Genomic DNA, 13,929 nt, shown 5'->3' with positions numbered 1-13,929 from the left:
ACTGGACGAAGAAGTACGTCGAGACGAAGACGTGGGGCCTCGTTCCCTCGTGGAATATCCCTATCAGGGCCAGGAAGATGGCCGAGACGCTTACGTAGGCCCCACCAACGGTCTGGGCTTTGTTGAGTGCCGTTGAGATTAGATAGACAGCGAAGGCCAGCACGAAGAACGATGTAACCACCAGGCCGGCGTTGTAAATCCAGGGCGAGTTCGCATTGGTCCCGCCGAGGTCGCTCAGCGCGTTCCTCCAGAATGAGAACCAGGGGTTTCGGCTTATGCTCCATGCAACGAAGAGCCAGTAGACGAGACCGCCCGCAAAACCGCTCCACGCGAGTTTTTTCGAGACCATTTTGACCCCCTAATTCCTTCGAGCTTGTGCGTAAAAACCTTTTATGTTGGTTGAGGACTTCCGTTGGTGGTGGCATGGAGTTCTTCGAGTGGGAGAAAGTGAGCCACAACACCTTTGGCAGGCCGTGGAAAAAGGGAGATGTCAGCCGAGGGCCGAGAAAGTAGCCTCCGCCAGTTTCTTCACCGCGTCAACGTAACCCCTCCAGTCCATCGCCTGAATCGCTGCCGGATGAAAAAACCTGTCTATTATCACCGGGGCAAAGAGGCCGAAAAGGACAACGAGGATTCCGAGGACTAAGTTAATTGCCACGAATAGCGGGATCTCGTGCCTCTCCGTTTCTTCATGCTCCTCATGTCCGTGGTGTCCCTCGACTGGCTCTCCGCGCCAGAGGGTTATGAAGAGCCCGAAGTAGGCCCACGCGGCTATCGCGCTCGTTATTATCACGACGGAAGCCACGAGCGGGCTTACCTGGAGGAGGGCGTTGAAAATCAGCATCTTGCTGAAGAAGACGTTGAGGGGCGGAACACCGACGAGGCTGAGCGTCGCCAGGCCGAAGAGGAAGGTATTGAGGGGCATCTCCCTGCCGACTCCAGCTAAGTCTTCGACCTTCACAGCCCCCCTGCGGTAGATGAAGGCTCCAACCGTGAAGAACAGGAGGGTCTTCGCTATCGCGTGGTTGACGATGTGGAAGTCGATTGCCATCAGCGCGAGCTGGGTTCCAACGCCGAGGGTCATGAAGAGGTAGCCCATGTGGAGTATCGTAGAGTAAGCGATGAGCCTCTTGACGTTCTTCTGGACGAGCATCATAATCGAGCCGAGGAATGCCGTCGCCGTTCCGAGGACGAGGAAGACGAGCGAGAGGGTCCTCCAGAAGGGAAGCCCGTGGAAGAGCGTGTAGGTGTAGCGCGCGAGCAGGTAGATTCCGACGACCTCGACGAAACTGCTGAGTATCGCTCCGACGGGAATCGGCGCGCCTGAATAGGCGCTCGGAAGCCAGTAGTGGCCGGGGAAGATTGCGCTCTTGACTATAACCATAGCTAAAGTCAGCGCGAAGAAGATGGCCAAAGCGAGCGTTGGGTCGCCGAAGAGCTTTGTAGTTACCGGGAAGGAAACCCCGTGGAACTTGGCGCTTAGATCGGCCATGTTGAGGGTTCCGAAAGATGCATATATGAAGCCGAGAGCCAAAAAGTAGAGGCTCGTCGCGACGGCCCCGCTGATACCGTACTTGAAGGCCCCTTCAACGGCCTCGCTCCTGTTGCGGTAGAAGCCGACTATCGCGTAGGCGCTCGCGCCGATGACCTCGAGCATGACGAAGGCGTTGAAGGCATCTCCCGTCATGAAGGCCCCGAGCGTTCCGGCCTCAAGCCCGAGGAGGAAGGTGTAGTAGAACTCGAGGCCGTGCGTCCTTATGAATTTCGCCGAGTAAATTCCCGCGAGGAGGAAGCCGAATGTGGCCGTTAAAACGAGCGTCGCCGAGAGCTTGTCCACCTCGAAGACTATGCCGATGGGCGCTACCCAGTTGCCGAAAGCGTAGACGAGGGGTTCACTGCTCGAATAGGCCCTATTGAACAGCCAGATTCCAGCGAGGAACGTAACGGTGAGGGCGATGAGCGAGTAGGCTATTACAATTCCCCTCTTTCTGCCGGTCATGAAGGCCACGAAGGGCAGGAAGAAGGCGAAGCCGAGCGGAATTACCGGAACGAGTCCGACCCCCATGCCATCACCTCAGTCGAAGATTTTCCTCGCGTAGTCCTCGAAGTAGGCAACTATGCTCCCCTTCACTTCCTTCTCATCGAGCGTGGAAACGTCAATCCAGTGAACGTAGAGCCACTTTCCGTCGTCGCTTATGTCCACCACAACAGTTCCGGGCGTGTTGGTTATCGAGTTTGCAACGAGAACCTTTCCGTAGTCGCTCTCAACTTCCAGCGGAATCCTCACTATGCCGGGGTTGGCCTTGAGCGTGAAGACCCTCTTTGCCACGTCGATGTGCGTCTTGGTTTCCTCGATGAGAAAGTAGCGGAGGGCGTAGACGATGGCATAGAACCACCTCTTCGGCGAGAAGAACTTGAGCTCGTTCTCCACCAGCCAGTGGCCGACGATGAAGGAAACTATGAGCGCGACTATCGAGCCCGTAACTATGTCGTACTCTGTGGCCGAACCCGTGTAGAACAGGTACGTTGCCAGCACTATGAAAAACGTCGCCGGTGAAAACCTGAGCCTCATTCGCCCTCACCCCCCATTATCTCGGCCATGTCCCTTGCATCAACCGTCCCGTGGAGGCGGTAGAACTGTATCGCATAGGTAGCCAGCAGTATGTTCATGGCCATTCCGATGACTATGGCGGTGAGAACCAAAGCTTGCGGAACCGGGTCAACGGCCCTGCTCAGGAACTCCTCAAAGGTTATGTGCTTCTCGTAAATCGGCGGGAAGACCGGGAAGACAAGGCGGTAGCCGATTAGGATGAAAAGCATGTTTATGGCATCTCCCATGACGTTGAGCATTATGATTTTCTTAATCAGGTTGGAGCGCGTGGCAACTCCGTAGATTCCGAGGAGTATCATGCCGAAGAGCGTCAGCGTGATGTATGCGAGGAGGAAGCTAATCATCGACCTCACCCCTGAGGACTGTCTTGAATATCCACTCCGAGACGCCGAGCACGAGGAACACCGTCAGGAAGCCGAAGGTTACGGCGGTGTATTCGCCGACGTCGAGGTTGAAGAGGCCGGTTTCTCCGGGCAGGAGGTTTATCTCGAGCACCTTACCGCCGTATAGGAAAACCGGAGCGAGAACAGTGGCGAGGATTAAAGCTAAGCCGAGGGCGTAGGCAGAAATCGTGTGCCTCAGGTTGAGGCCCTTTCTCTCAAGGGTGAACTTCGAGAACACCGCGAAGAGCAGGAGCAAGGCAACGGCCATGGCTGAACCCGCCTGAAAGCCGCCTCCCGGAGTTAAGTGGCCGTGGAGCGCTATCGAGGCTGAGATTGCGACTATCATCACAACTACGAGCTTCGTGGTTGCGCGGGTTATGAGGTCCATCTGCCTGTGCGGCTCCTTCGCCTCAAGCTCCCTAACGATGGATTCCTGCTCCCTCGTTAGTCTCAAAACGCTGAACGCTCCCATTATGGCGAGGAAAAAGACGAAGGTCTCGAAGAGCGTATCGAAGCCGCGGTAGTTCCAGACTATGGCAGTAACGACTTCAGGGCTGTGGCTCGTGAGACCCTCGTGGGCGAAGGCGTGGCCCAGGTAGAACTCGCCCAGAGGCCTCAGCTCGGCCCCTCCGAGTCCGAGAACGTTTATGTAAACCACGGCGTATGCGATGAAAAGGAACGCGAGGAGGAAGGAAACAGCAACGATAACGTCCCTCTTCATTCTCCCACCTCGTAGCGCTCCGTTTTGCTTATGGCGAGGATTACGAGGGCGGTGTAGGCTCCCACTGCTATGGCGAGGTAGGCAAGGACTATGTCCGGGGCTGCCAAGATGTAGAAACCGAGGGCGAAGAACGTTGACTGGACGGAGCTCAAAGCGAGGGCCTTGAGCAGGTCGTGCTCCTTCATGGCAAGATAGCTGAAGACGAAGCCGAATGAAACGACTATCGCGAGTATCGCTAGGTGTATTCCAATCATCTCACCATCCTCCTGAAAACGAACTCCCGCTCCTCCCCTTCACTGGGCAGTCCCTCATGCTCCCGGACAAGTTCAACAACATCCTTCCTCTTCGGCAGGTCCTCCTCGAGCTGGTCAACAACAAGCCTGGGCTTCTTTCCTATCCTTCCAAAGTAAACGGCGGAAACTATTGAGTGCGTTCCGGTCGGTGCTATCAGGAGGATTAGAACGCCAACGGTGAACGCTATGCCCGCCATGAAGAACCTCTGGGCGCCGAGGGGATGGTAGACGAGCGCGACGAGGCCCGCTCCAAAGACCGGCAGAACAGCCCCCCCAACGGTTCCAATGGTGGCAGCGTGAGTCCTCATGTAGAAGTCGCCGAACCTCAGCAGACCTATCGCCGCTATGAGGTCGTAGACCGCCCCAAGGAGTATCGCGACCGAGCCGATGGTGAATATTATGTCCTCGATAATCATACCTCCACCTCCCCGTAGAGGACGTACTTGGTGTAGTAGATGTCCAGCATGAAGGCCCACAGGGCCAGGATTATCGCACCGCTCGCGAGCATGATGGACTTGAAGTAGATTCCCAATATTACCATGAACGCCGCCATGTCGAAGGACAGGCAGTCAACTGCGAGGATTATGTCGGCCGTCGTCGGGCCTTTGATGGCTCGAATCCCGTAGAGCACAAAGGCGAAGGTGTATATGACGGCCGCAAAGTAGAGAACCTCGTTGAAGACGACCTCAACGTTCATGCGAACACCCCCAGGAGAACTATCAAAATCGCCATCACAATGGCGAAGCCGCTTATGAGAGCGTTCATATCGAGGTTCCTCGCCTTGCCCCAGCGGGCGAGCCTTTCAACGGCCCTTATCAGGGGCATGAACATAGCCTCGTCGAGGTGCCTCACCGGGTAGTCGAGCGCATCGTCGTAGTCCCTGATGAGCGGCACCTCGTGCTTCGGGATAACCTTCACGAGCGGGAGCACGCGCTGGAGGTAAAAGTTCTTGGCTGTTGACGTGAAATAGTCTGCGGTATACCGAAGTATGTCGCCAACGTTGTAGAATATCAGCAGGATTTCACTGACCTCGTCGGTCGGTATTCTTCCAACCCTCCAGCCGGCAAACGTCGTGAGCATGAGGAGTGTGAGGGCTAGGAGGGCGCCGGGATGTGCAAGAAACAGCTGGACCGGGTTTTCGGGGAGGGGGACGCTTAGCTCTTCAAGCGACCCCGTGAACCAGGGGAGTAGCACAAACGGGAACACCGACACTATGACGCTGGTGAGCGCTACAAAACCCGTAACCGTCCTTATTGGGAGGGGTATGTCCTCCCTCTCGACCTCCCTCTTGCACAGGAGCCTGTTTATTCTCCTGACCTGAATTATCGAGGCCAGCGGAAACATTCCGAGGAAGGTTATTGTTAGAACCATCAGCCACAGCAGAACGTTTGCGCTTCCCAATGCGGATGTGTATATCAGCCACTTGCTAACGAATGCCGAGAGAGGGGGAACGGCCGCCATTGAAAAAACCGAGAGGGTGATGAGAAGGGCGATGACGTGGCCGCGGAGGAGCTTTCTCAGGGAGCAGATGTTGGGTTCCTCGCCGTAGTGCTCTATCGCGCCGAGGCCGAAGAACGTCGCACTCTTGTAAAGAACCTGATAAAGTATGTGGAGAATCGCACCTATTAGGGCAACGCTACCGAGGATGCTCCCCTTCAGGACGATGGCACTTCCAAGCGCGAAGTACGCTATTCCGACATCCATAACGCTGTGGTATGCAAATTTGCGCTTGAGCCTGATTTCCTTGAAGGAGTAGAGGGTCGCAAAGGCCGTTATCGTTCCTATGAAGGCGAGGATGTAGCCAAAGGTGCCGTTTGCCGGAAATACAAAGAGGTAAAACCTCATTATAAGGTAAAGGCCAAGGGCCTCCCCCAGCAGGAAGACCGGGATGAAGGGGCTTGGAAGTGAGCGGTACGCTCTTGGAACCCAGACGTGAAGGGGGAATGCCCCGCTTCTGACAAGGGAAGCGGAAAGTAGGAGCGCCATCAGAAGGGTCTGGTTGGCGGGGAGCCCTCCTAGGTTCTCGCGGAGGCCTCCAAACGTTAGGTGGTGCATATCTCCAACGGCACCGTAAGCTACGCCCATTACGGTGAGGAGGGGAACGATGCCGAAGATTTGGGTCAGGACGAGATACTGCACTGCCGACCTCTTTGACCCCCTAGTTCCGGATGTTAGAATCATAACGGCCGTAAAGACCGCAAAAAGCTCATACGCGAGGGTTAGCCTTTCGACGTTGTCGGTAACGAGGAACAGCAGTCCGGAGAGGAGTGCCATGTTGGTCGCCATTGTAAGGTATCTGGAGCTCCCCTTAATCTCGTAGAAGGGCAGGTAGAGGGAAAGGGCAAGGGTTACAAAGGCAAAAACGAGAAGAAAAAGGGCCGAGAGCGGGTCCACCCTGATGCTCGTCGGCAGGAATGGCAGGATTTCCCCCGAAAATCCTTCCAATCCTTTAAAGGACACTGCGAACACAACGAGTGACGCAAGGAACGTGAACAGGTATGATACCCTCCTGCCAGTAAAAAGTCCGACGATTCCCCCTATGAGGAGCAGTCCGAGGGCAAGTTCTGTCGCGCAGACCATCACGGAACCACCCCGTAGAAGGTTATCTCCTCAACGAGCGGATACGCTAGATATGCCGAAACAAAGATAAGAACCATCAGGATGAGAAGTGAGGCCGTTATTACTGGATGGGTGCGAACTTTTTCGGCGTTTGGTTCCCCGAAGACGTTTCTCGTTATCCACCTGAGTCCAACCCAGAGAAAGACCGTTGATTCAGCCAGGACCATGAGCACGGGAAGCCACGCGAGCGCCGAGGCTCTAACTAGGGCGAGGTCAGCAACAAGTTCAGCCTTGCTGAACGCTATGCCCATTGGCGGCAGTCCGGCCAGTCCAAGCAGGGATATCCCCCAGGCAAGTCCGTTTATGGGAAGGACCCTGCCAAGTCCCCGAACCTCCCTCAGGTCGAGGGTTCCGAGGGAGTACGTGAAGGTTCCAGCGGTGAGAAAGCCGAGCCCCTTGACGAAGGCGTGGGTTGTCAGCTGGAACATCGCCGCTTTGAGGCCGATGTCAAAGCCCGGTGCTTTGCCCGTGAGGCCGAGGACGGCGTATGTCAATCCGGAGAACATTATTCCCGCCTCTGCCACCGTCGAGTAAGCGAGCAGTCTCTTGGCATCTTTCTGGACAGGATAGTTGAGTATCGGGATGAGGAGCGTGAGGGAGACCATGATGGCCATAAAGTAGAAGACCCAGACTGGAAGGGAACCGATGAACTGGATGACCCTCGCGACGAGGTAAACGCCCATCTCGACCATCGCCGCGCCGTGAAGGAAAGCGCTCGCGGGGGTTGGGGCCTCCATCGCGTCCGGAATCCACGAGTAGGTCGGGAACTGGGCGCTCTTGGTGTAGCCCGCTATGAGCAAAGCTAAGAACAGCCAGGGCTTTATATCGGGCGAGACCTTCGAGAGCGAGAACAAACTTAAATCGTGGAGCTGGGTGAGGCCGATGTAGATGGCCGTGTAGAAGCCTATCATAGCACCAACGTTCGGGATTATGAAGGCCTTGAAGCCAGCTCTCCTCGCTTCCTTGGTGTTGTAGAAGCTCACGACGCCCCAGCAGGCAAGCCCCATCAGCTCGAAGAAGATGAGCAGGCCGAGAAAGGTCGAGGAGTATATGAACCCGAGGGTGGCACCCTCAAAGAGCGTCATCCAGGCGTAGAAGAGTCCCCTGCCCTTTCCTCCAGGGTGTCCGACGTTCCTCTCGCTCATGTACTCGACGCCGTAGAACATGAAAATGAATCCCGCAACGGCAACGACCGTGCCTATCAGAACGCTCATGGGGTCGATTATAATGCCGTAAACCTCGCCGAACTGGAGGCTTTTAAGGTAAGTGATGTGAATAAGGCCCTCGCCCTCTGTCACGTACAGAACGGCAACTCCGAGCTGAAAGACGAGCGCCGCGAGAAGGGAGGAGAGCATTATAACGTCCGCCTTTCTCTCGTCGAACCTGAAGAGGATTAGCCCTGCGATAAGGGGGACTGTGAAGGTAAGGGTTGCGAGAAGTCCTATCATCGCCCACCCTCCACGTGAGACCAAAATCCATTAGGTTTGTCTAACGAACCTTTTTAAAGTTTTTCGTTCTTTTTCGAAAGAATTTTTACGGCATCACCACCTCTCTGAAACTCAATAGGCGAACTCACCTCAAGGCGCCGAACTTCTTAAACACCCCTTCGAAGTAGTCCGAGACGAGTTCTATGACGTGCCGGCCGTCAAATGGAAGGTCTGAGACGACCTTCAGGGCCTCCTCCACGTAGGCCTCTGCCCTTCGGACCGCTTCGCTGAACGCCCCCGACGATTTCATCCTCTCGAACAGCTCGAGAAGGTTCTCCTCGCTCGGGTTCTCAAGGACTCTCTCAACGAGCGATGAGCCGTAGGTTTCCGTGTACAGTATCAGGGGGAGGGTGGTCTTCCCGTTGAGCAAATCCTTGAAGCGGTCCTTTCCGGTTCCGGGGAAGTAGTCGAGGACGTCGTCTATTATCTGAAACGCCCTGCCCACGAGCGTTCCAGCTTTGTCGAGTTCTCTCCAGTAGGGTTCTTCGAGGTAATAAGCTGGAAGTGCAAAAGCCGCACCGAAGAGCCGTCCAGTTTTTCCGTCTATTATCCTGTAGTAGGTGTCGAGGTCAAAGTGAACGCTCCCGCGCACGGCCTCCTGAAGGATTTCGGCCTTAACCATCTCCTCAACGACCTTCGCGACGTAGTCCACCATTTCGACCTTCTTCCCCGCTATAATCCTCAAGGCCCTAACGAAGAGAAAATCACCGCTGAGGACGGCAAGCTCCGGTCCCCAGCGCATGACGACGGTCGGGTTGTTCCTCCTTTTCTCCGCCAGGTCAATGACGTCGTCGTGAACTAAACTGGCGGTGTGTATTAGCTCCACCGCTGAGGCGAGGTCGAGGGCGTCGTTCTCATCGAGCTCAAGACCCCTCGCAACTGCCAGGGTTATCCTCGGCCTTATCCTCTTTCCTCCGCTTCTGATTATGTACTCCCCGATTTTCTTCGCGAGCTCAACGCTTCCCTCAAGGGTTTCGAGGAGCTTCTCGTCCAGCGATTCCATTCCACACACCTCCGACCCTAGCGCCGATGAGGACGCCAAGCCCTATCGCGGCCACGCCCGGGTACACCATGTTCAGGGACATCAGAACGAGTGCCGCGAACTCGATGGCGATGAAGGGCAGCATGTAGACGGGTCTTTTGACGGCCGTGTACGAACGTGCGCTCGCCGCGTGGAAGAGCGTGAAGGCGAGGGCCACGAGAAAGGCCGAGAATGTTGAACCCGTGAAGGAAACGGGAAGCTGAAGTATGAAGTTGACGGCCACAAAGGTTCCGACGGCGAGGAGGACGTACTGGCCGATGCCGAGTCCGAGTCCTATCGCGAGGCCGTCCCTCCGTCTGGAGAGGTAGAACTTAGCAACCTCCACCGTGACAGCGGTCGCGAGGGCCGTTACGAGGGTCCTCTGAAGTGTTGGGTAGAGGGACACAGTGAACATGGCAACTATGCCGTAGAAGGGGATTATCACCGAGAGCGCCAGCGCAAGACCGGAGCCGAGTATGAGGTCGTGGGGAGTTATTTTTCTGACCAAGATGTAGAGAATGCCCAGTGCTGTAAAGGAACCCAGAATCATCGCGACCATTCCCGACGGGTTCGGCTTCGCCCTAACTCCGAGGGCTATCCCCACGAGTTCGCCGTTTTTGTAGGCGAGCAGAACCGGGAACGAGCCCTTTTCACAGGTTACCTCAAACTTGTACAGCTCCATGTCCTTTGACTCGCTCTCGTTGAGGGCTTTGAAGGAAAGAACCCTTCCGTAGTTCGTTAGTATGAAGCTCCTTATGTTCTCGAAGTAGCCCTCCGTGAACTCCTCCCTGAGCTGGGGACTCATGTAGTGTTCTATCAGCGAGAAGTTGCCCGTGTTGATGGCCTTTACGAACTCCTCCATAAACGCGTTTGGGTTTGCATGGCCCGCCGCAACCGGTTGAAGAAGGAAAGCGAGGAGGACCAGCGTGAGCAGGGACTTTTTCTTCATCATCTATCCCTCACACGGCGCGGGCGATGACGCTCATGAGTTTAATGGAGAGGTTCTCGATTACTGGTATTCTGTACAGTTCTCCTTTTAGGGCTTTCCACATGCCGAAGGCCGCGTAGACGTACCAGAGGGCCAAGACGTAGAGCGACCAGCCGAAGTCCGGGTAGCCGGGGTACATGTGCCAGGCTCCCATGAAGGCAACCCAGAAGAAAAAGCCTACAACGCTGGAGTATGCCGCGTGCTTCCTCAGGAACTCACTCGTGTCCTTCATCAGCATTACTGGAATCGCTCCAACGAACCCGAAGACGTAGGTTATAAAGACGTCCGAGAACTTTTCACCCATTTTCCCACCTCCCAAGCTCCTGGGCTATCGCCGAGATAAGGTAATCGTGCCTGTGGTCGAGCTTTGCCCGGTAAAACCTAAGCCCGAGCTTTTCAGCAAATTCCCGGTATTCAACGTCGAGCTCGTAAAGCGTCTCGACGTTCTCAACGAGGAAGCTGAGCGGGTAAACCAGAACCTCCTCAACGCCCTCCTCCTTAAGTCTCTCTAGGACCTCCGGAACCTCCGGCCCGAGCCAGTCACCTTTGCCGAACCTGCTCTGGAAGGCCATCTCCCACTCGAGGTCAAAGCCCCTCATGACCCGTTTTGCCAGCTCGGTGTGACTTTTCAGGTAGGGGTCGCCCCCCTCGATGACCTTCCTCGGCAGGCTGTGAACGCTTAGAACAACGTAGGGGTTCTCAAAACCGCTCTCAGCTAGGCCCTTCTCGATGTTGTGCCTGACCCAGGCGATGAACCTCTCGTTGTTCCACCACTCCCTGACGTAGGGCTTCTCGCCGAATAGCTCCCTGACCTTGAGCAGGCACCTCTCGGTTGTCGAGCTGGAGTAAACGTGGTAGAGGGGAAAGACGAGGTCGAAGCCGTCGCTCAGCTCCTCGAGGAGGGGTTTAGAATAGCACATGCCGAGCGCTATCTCGTGCCCGGTTCTCTCGCTCACTAGCCCGGCAATCTCACGCATGTAATCCACGAGGGGACTTTTCCCGCCCATAACCGCGTAGTGGTCCCTAACTGCCCGGGCGCGGGCCCTGGCTATGCGCCGGATTATCACCTTTGCCCCGGGCACGTCGAGGCCTATATCCCTTCTCACGTCGTAGAGAAAGCGGAATATGAAGTCCTCAACTTCATCGGACGTCGTCGGCGCCCCCATGTAGGTGAAGAGAACCCTCAAGGTTTCACCTCCAAAAGAAAATGAAAGGGTCACTTCTCGTTTAAAACCGCGCCGAGGTTCTTCGCGAGGGTCAGGAGGAATCCAAGTCCCTTCTGGACGTCCTCGTCGCGGAGGTAGCCGAGAGCGGCTGTCATTCCTACCCTGGGAACCTCCTTGGGGTTGGTCTCTGCGAGGGCCTTGAGCAACGCTTTGACGAGTTCCTCAACGTTCGTACTGATGTCGTTTACTTTCTCAGCCTCCATTCCCCTAAGGGGTTCAAGGGCGGCGTTGCCTATCGCGGTGAGCCTTAATACTGCCTTTTCCTCGGCTATGGTTTCAAGAAGCTTGTCCCCGTTCTCCGTGAGGGACTTCAGCAGACCAAGGGTTCCGCTCTTTTTCAAAGCCACGGCAACCTCAACAAGCTCCTTCACGGCGGAAATTTCCTCAGGGGTGAAACTGAGCTCGCTCATCTTTCTCACCTCACAGCCTCAAACTGTCGAGCCAGCCCCTGTAGAAAGCGGCCTTCATCTCCTTTATGAGTGGACTCTTGAAGAGCAGGTAGCACGCTCTCTCGTACCCGTCTCCCGTCCACTGGAACTCACAGTTGGCGGTGAATCCCGTGTGATAGCCCACTCCAAGGCACATCGTCGGGGCAAATTCAGCTATTGGGTAGCCGCCGTGCACCTGGTGTAGTATGCTCGTGGCTGAAACTATCGCCGCATTGTGAAGTGGGACGCCTGCCGTTAAGAGTCCGAGGGGCGGCATGCTCGCTTCGCTGACGATGTAGACTTCATCGTAGCCCGGGTAGCGAAAGTCCGGTCCCTCAACCTTTGCCCAGCGCGGGTCTTTTTTATCTGCCATGAATGCCATGACGTCGGGAATCGCTATGGGCGGAACCTTGATGAGGAGGTCATAGTCAAGCTCGATGTTTTTGGTGACCAGTCTGTCCTTGGTTATTTTTTCATGGCCGTCGTGGTGGACGAACTCCACTCTGGCTTTTTCGAACTCCCTCTCAAAGAACCTGCTCACGGTCGGGCCAAGGCTCCTCGCTGGGCCATCGCTCGGGTGGACGACCTTTATATCAACATCAAGTCCCCTGACTTCGAAGTAAGCCCTCAGAGCCAGTCCCATCTCGAAGGGATATATACCGCATCTGTAGGGCAATTCCGGAACGTAAATAATGACCTTTCCGCCCCTGAAGTTGTAAAGGGCCCTCCTAAGCTCCAGGGCTCCTTCAAGGGTGTAGTTGTGGTAGCCGTGCTCGGCAAGGCCTTTGTATTTATCCCAGACATACTTGATGCCGAGACCAAGAACAAGGTAGTCGTAGTCGTAAACCCTTCCGCCCTCGGTCTTTACCCGCCTGTTATCAAGGTCAATCTCGGTCACTTTATCGATGTCAACCTTGAAGCCGTAGACCTTTTCGGCGTTCTTTATCGGCGCCCAGGTCTCGTACCCCTCGGCGGAACCGAGCGCGACCTCCATGAAGAGAGGTGGCATGTAGTGCCTCTCGCTTGCGGTTACCATAGTTACGTCAACGTCCAGCTTGAGCCTATCAGCTTCTGCCTTCAGATAGCGAGCGGCAACGAGACCTGCCGTCCCGCCTCCGAGAACCAAAACCCTTACCATGGTTGCACCTCCGCGGTTTCTATTCCGATTATGATTGAGTGGGGTATATAACCCTTTTGATTATCGCACCTAATAGGTTCGGAAAGAGAGTCGTCCGAAAGAGATATAAGAACGAGCCTCGAAAGTTAAACCTGAGGTGGTTCCATGACCGTGCAGTCGGAGACGGGAACGGAGGTTATCGCGGGGCTGATATCAATACTGCTTGCTTTTGTGTTTGTGCTGATAGCGTTCTTGGTGCACAACGTTGTCTGGGTCGTTCCGGGGATGCTCTTCGCCCTGGGCTACCTCATATGGGTCTTCCACAAACACGGCATGCCCTCCGCCAACAGTCCGAATGCAAAAGGCTGACCTTTTCTTTTATGTTCTTATTCCTGGGAAAGCAATACCCAAGATTGGTGCTCCGAAAACATTATAAGTTTGGGTATCGGTAACTTGAGTTTGAAGAGTGAACCAAAGAGGTGACCGGCTATGGACCCGGTGTTGCTGTCGAGAATACAGTTCGCCCTGACCGCGGGCTTCCACTGGATTTTTGTGCCCGCGAGCATAGGAATGGCCTTCATGGTCTTCCTGCTCTGGACCGTTGCAGCGATAACGAACGAGGAGCAGTGGCACAAGGCGGCAAAGTTCTTCACCAAGTGGCTTGGAGTTTTCTTCGTCCTTGGGGTCCCAACGGGAATCGTCATGGAGTTCGAGTTCGGCGCCAACTGGTCGCAGTATTCAATGTTCGTCGGCTCAATCTTCGGTCCCCCGCTGATGCTTGAAGGCCTCTTTGCCTTCGCGCTCGAGTCAACGTTCCTCGGTGTGCTCCTCTTCGGTATGGACAGACTTCCAAGGGTAATAACATGGATTTCCTCGTTCTTTGTGTTCCTCGGTTCGAGCCTCTCTGGTCTGTGGATTCTCATCGCCAACAGCTGGCAGCAGACCCCAACCGGATACATCATCAGGGACACCCCCCTCGGTCCGAGGGCCGAGCTGACGAGCTTCATGAAGGCCGTCTTCAACCCGCTCTTGGTT

General features: G+C 55.5%; 18 protein-coding genes. 2 read left to right on the top strand and 16 right to left on the bottom strand.

What is annotated here, in order from left to right; translation table 11 throughout:
* The 16 genes from MVK46_RS02840 to MVK46_RS02765 all read right to left on the bottom strand — a co-directional run.
* Window positions 1–349: DUF998 domain-containing protein (locus MVK46_RS02840; protein WP_297535131.1), on the bottom strand; the 349-nt coding region annotated here is incomplete at its 3' end.
* A gap of 141 nt (window positions 350–490) precedes the next feature.
* Window positions 491–2,065: a proton-conducting transporter membrane subunit gene (locus MVK46_RS02835; RefSeq protein ID WP_297535129.1), complete on the bottom strand. Its 1,575-nt coding sequence runs from the start codon at window positions 2,063–2,065 to the stop codon at window positions 491–493.
* A gap of 9 nt (window positions 2,066–2,074) precedes the next feature.
* On the bottom strand, window positions 2,075–2,572 hold the full coding sequence (locus MVK46_RS02830) for a Na+/H+ antiporter subunit E (RefSeq protein ID WP_297535128.1): 498 nt from the start codon (window positions 2,570–2,572) through the stop codon (window positions 2,075–2,077).
* A complete protein-coding gene (locus MVK46_RS02825) occupies window positions 2,569–2,955 on the bottom strand; it encodes a sodium:proton antiporter (RefSeq protein ID WP_167914869.1) in 387 nt (128 codons plus the stop codon). The genes MVK46_RS02830 and MVK46_RS02825 overlap by 4 nt, the downstream gene beginning before the upstream one ends.
* Window positions 2,948–3,715 carry a Na(+)/H(+) antiporter subunit B gene (locus MVK46_RS02820; protein WP_297535126.1) on the bottom strand — a complete coding sequence of 256 codons (768 nt, stop codon included), beginning with the start codon at window positions 3,713–3,715 and terminating at the stop codon, window positions 2,948–2,950. Before MVK46_RS02820 ends, MVK46_RS02825 begins: the two co-directional genes overlap by 8 nt.
* Window positions 3,712–3,969 carry a hydrogenase subunit MbhD domain-containing protein gene (locus MVK46_RS02815; protein ID WP_297535125.1) on the bottom strand — a complete coding sequence of 86 codons (258 nt, stop codon included), beginning with the start codon at window positions 3,967–3,969 and terminating at the stop codon, window positions 3,712–3,714. Before MVK46_RS02815 ends, MVK46_RS02820 begins: the two co-directional genes overlap by 4 nt.
* Window positions 3,966–4,424, bottom strand: coding sequence for a monovalent cation/H(+) antiporter subunit G (gene mnhG, locus MVK46_RS02810; RefSeq protein WP_297535123.1), 459 nt, complete (start codon window positions 4,422–4,424; stop codon window positions 3,966–3,968). Before mnhG ends, MVK46_RS02815 begins: the two co-directional genes overlap by 4 nt.
* Window positions 4,421–4,705, bottom strand: coding sequence for a monovalent cation/H+ antiporter complex subunit F (locus tag MVK46_RS02805; protein WP_167914872.1), 285 nt, complete (start codon window positions 4,703–4,705; stop codon window positions 4,421–4,423). The genes mnhG and MVK46_RS02805 overlap by 4 nt, the downstream gene beginning before the upstream one ends.
* On the bottom strand, window positions 4,702–6,588 hold the full coding sequence (locus tag MVK46_RS02800) for a complex I subunit 5 family protein (protein ID WP_297535122.1): 1,887 nt from the start codon (window positions 6,586–6,588) through the stop codon (window positions 4,702–4,704). The genes MVK46_RS02805 and MVK46_RS02800 overlap by 4 nt, the downstream gene beginning before the upstream one ends.
* Entirely contained in the window at window positions 6,588–8,075 is a 1,488-nt protein-coding gene (locus MVK46_RS02795) for a hydrogenase 4 subunit D (protein WP_297535120.1), read from the bottom strand. Before MVK46_RS02795 ends, MVK46_RS02800 begins: the two co-directional genes overlap by 1 nt.
* Before the next feature lie 124 nt (window positions 8,076–8,199).
* Window positions 8,200–9,117: a polyprenyl synthetase family protein gene (locus MVK46_RS02790; RefSeq protein ID WP_297535118.1), complete on the bottom strand. Its 918-nt coding sequence runs from the start codon at window positions 9,115–9,117 to the stop codon at window positions 8,200–8,202.
* Window positions 9,080–10,084: a DUF3887 domain-containing protein gene (locus MVK46_RS02785; protein ID WP_297535116.1), complete on the bottom strand. Its 1,005-nt coding sequence runs from the start codon at window positions 10,082–10,084 to the stop codon at window positions 9,080–9,082. Before MVK46_RS02785 ends, MVK46_RS02790 begins: the two co-directional genes overlap by 38 nt.
* A 10-nt stretch (window positions 10,085–10,094) precedes the next feature.
* Entirely contained in the window at window positions 10,095–10,427 is a 333-nt protein-coding gene (locus tag MVK46_RS02780) for a hypothetical protein (protein ID WP_297535114.1), read from the bottom strand.
* Window positions 10,420–11,310: a ferrochelatase gene (gene hemH / locus MVK46_RS02775; protein ID WP_297535112.1), complete on the bottom strand. Its 891-nt coding sequence runs from the start codon at window positions 11,308–11,310 to the stop codon at window positions 10,420–10,422. The genes MVK46_RS02780 and hemH overlap by 8 nt, the downstream gene beginning before the upstream one ends.
* A gap of 29 nt (window positions 11,311–11,339) precedes the next feature.
* Window positions 11,340–11,759 (bottom strand): DUF1641 domain-containing protein, encoded by a 420-nt coding sequence (locus MVK46_RS02770; RefSeq protein WP_297535110.1) that lies wholly within the window; start codon window positions 11,757–11,759, stop codon window positions 11,340–11,342.
* A gap of 10 nt (window positions 11,760–11,769) precedes the next feature.
* On the bottom strand, window positions 11,770–12,915 hold the full coding sequence (locus MVK46_RS02765) for an FAD-dependent oxidoreductase (RefSeq protein WP_297535109.1): 1,146 nt from the start codon (window positions 12,913–12,915) through the stop codon (window positions 11,770–11,772).
* Window positions 12,916–13,059: 144 nt separating this feature from the next.
* Here MVK46_RS02765 and MVK46_RS02760 point away from each other — a divergent pair, with 144 nt between their 5' ends.
* Window positions 13,060–13,263, top strand: coding sequence for a hypothetical protein (locus MVK46_RS02760; RefSeq protein ID WP_297535108.1), 204 nt, complete (start codon window positions 13,060–13,062; stop codon window positions 13,261–13,263).
* Window positions 13,264–13,383: 120 nt separating this feature from the next.
* Window positions 13,384–13,929: cytochrome ubiquinol oxidase subunit I (locus MVK46_RS02755; RefSeq protein ID WP_297535107.1), on the top strand; the 546-nt coding region annotated here is incomplete at its 3' end.

Origin of the sequence: Thermococcus sp. (genome assembly GCF_027066465.1) — an archaeon.
Lineage (GTDB): Archaea > Methanobacteriota_B > Thermococci > Thermococcales > Thermococcaceae > Thermococcus.
Note: the sequence above shows the minus strand (reverse complement) of the source record. Positions and strands in the feature narration are given on the sequence as shown.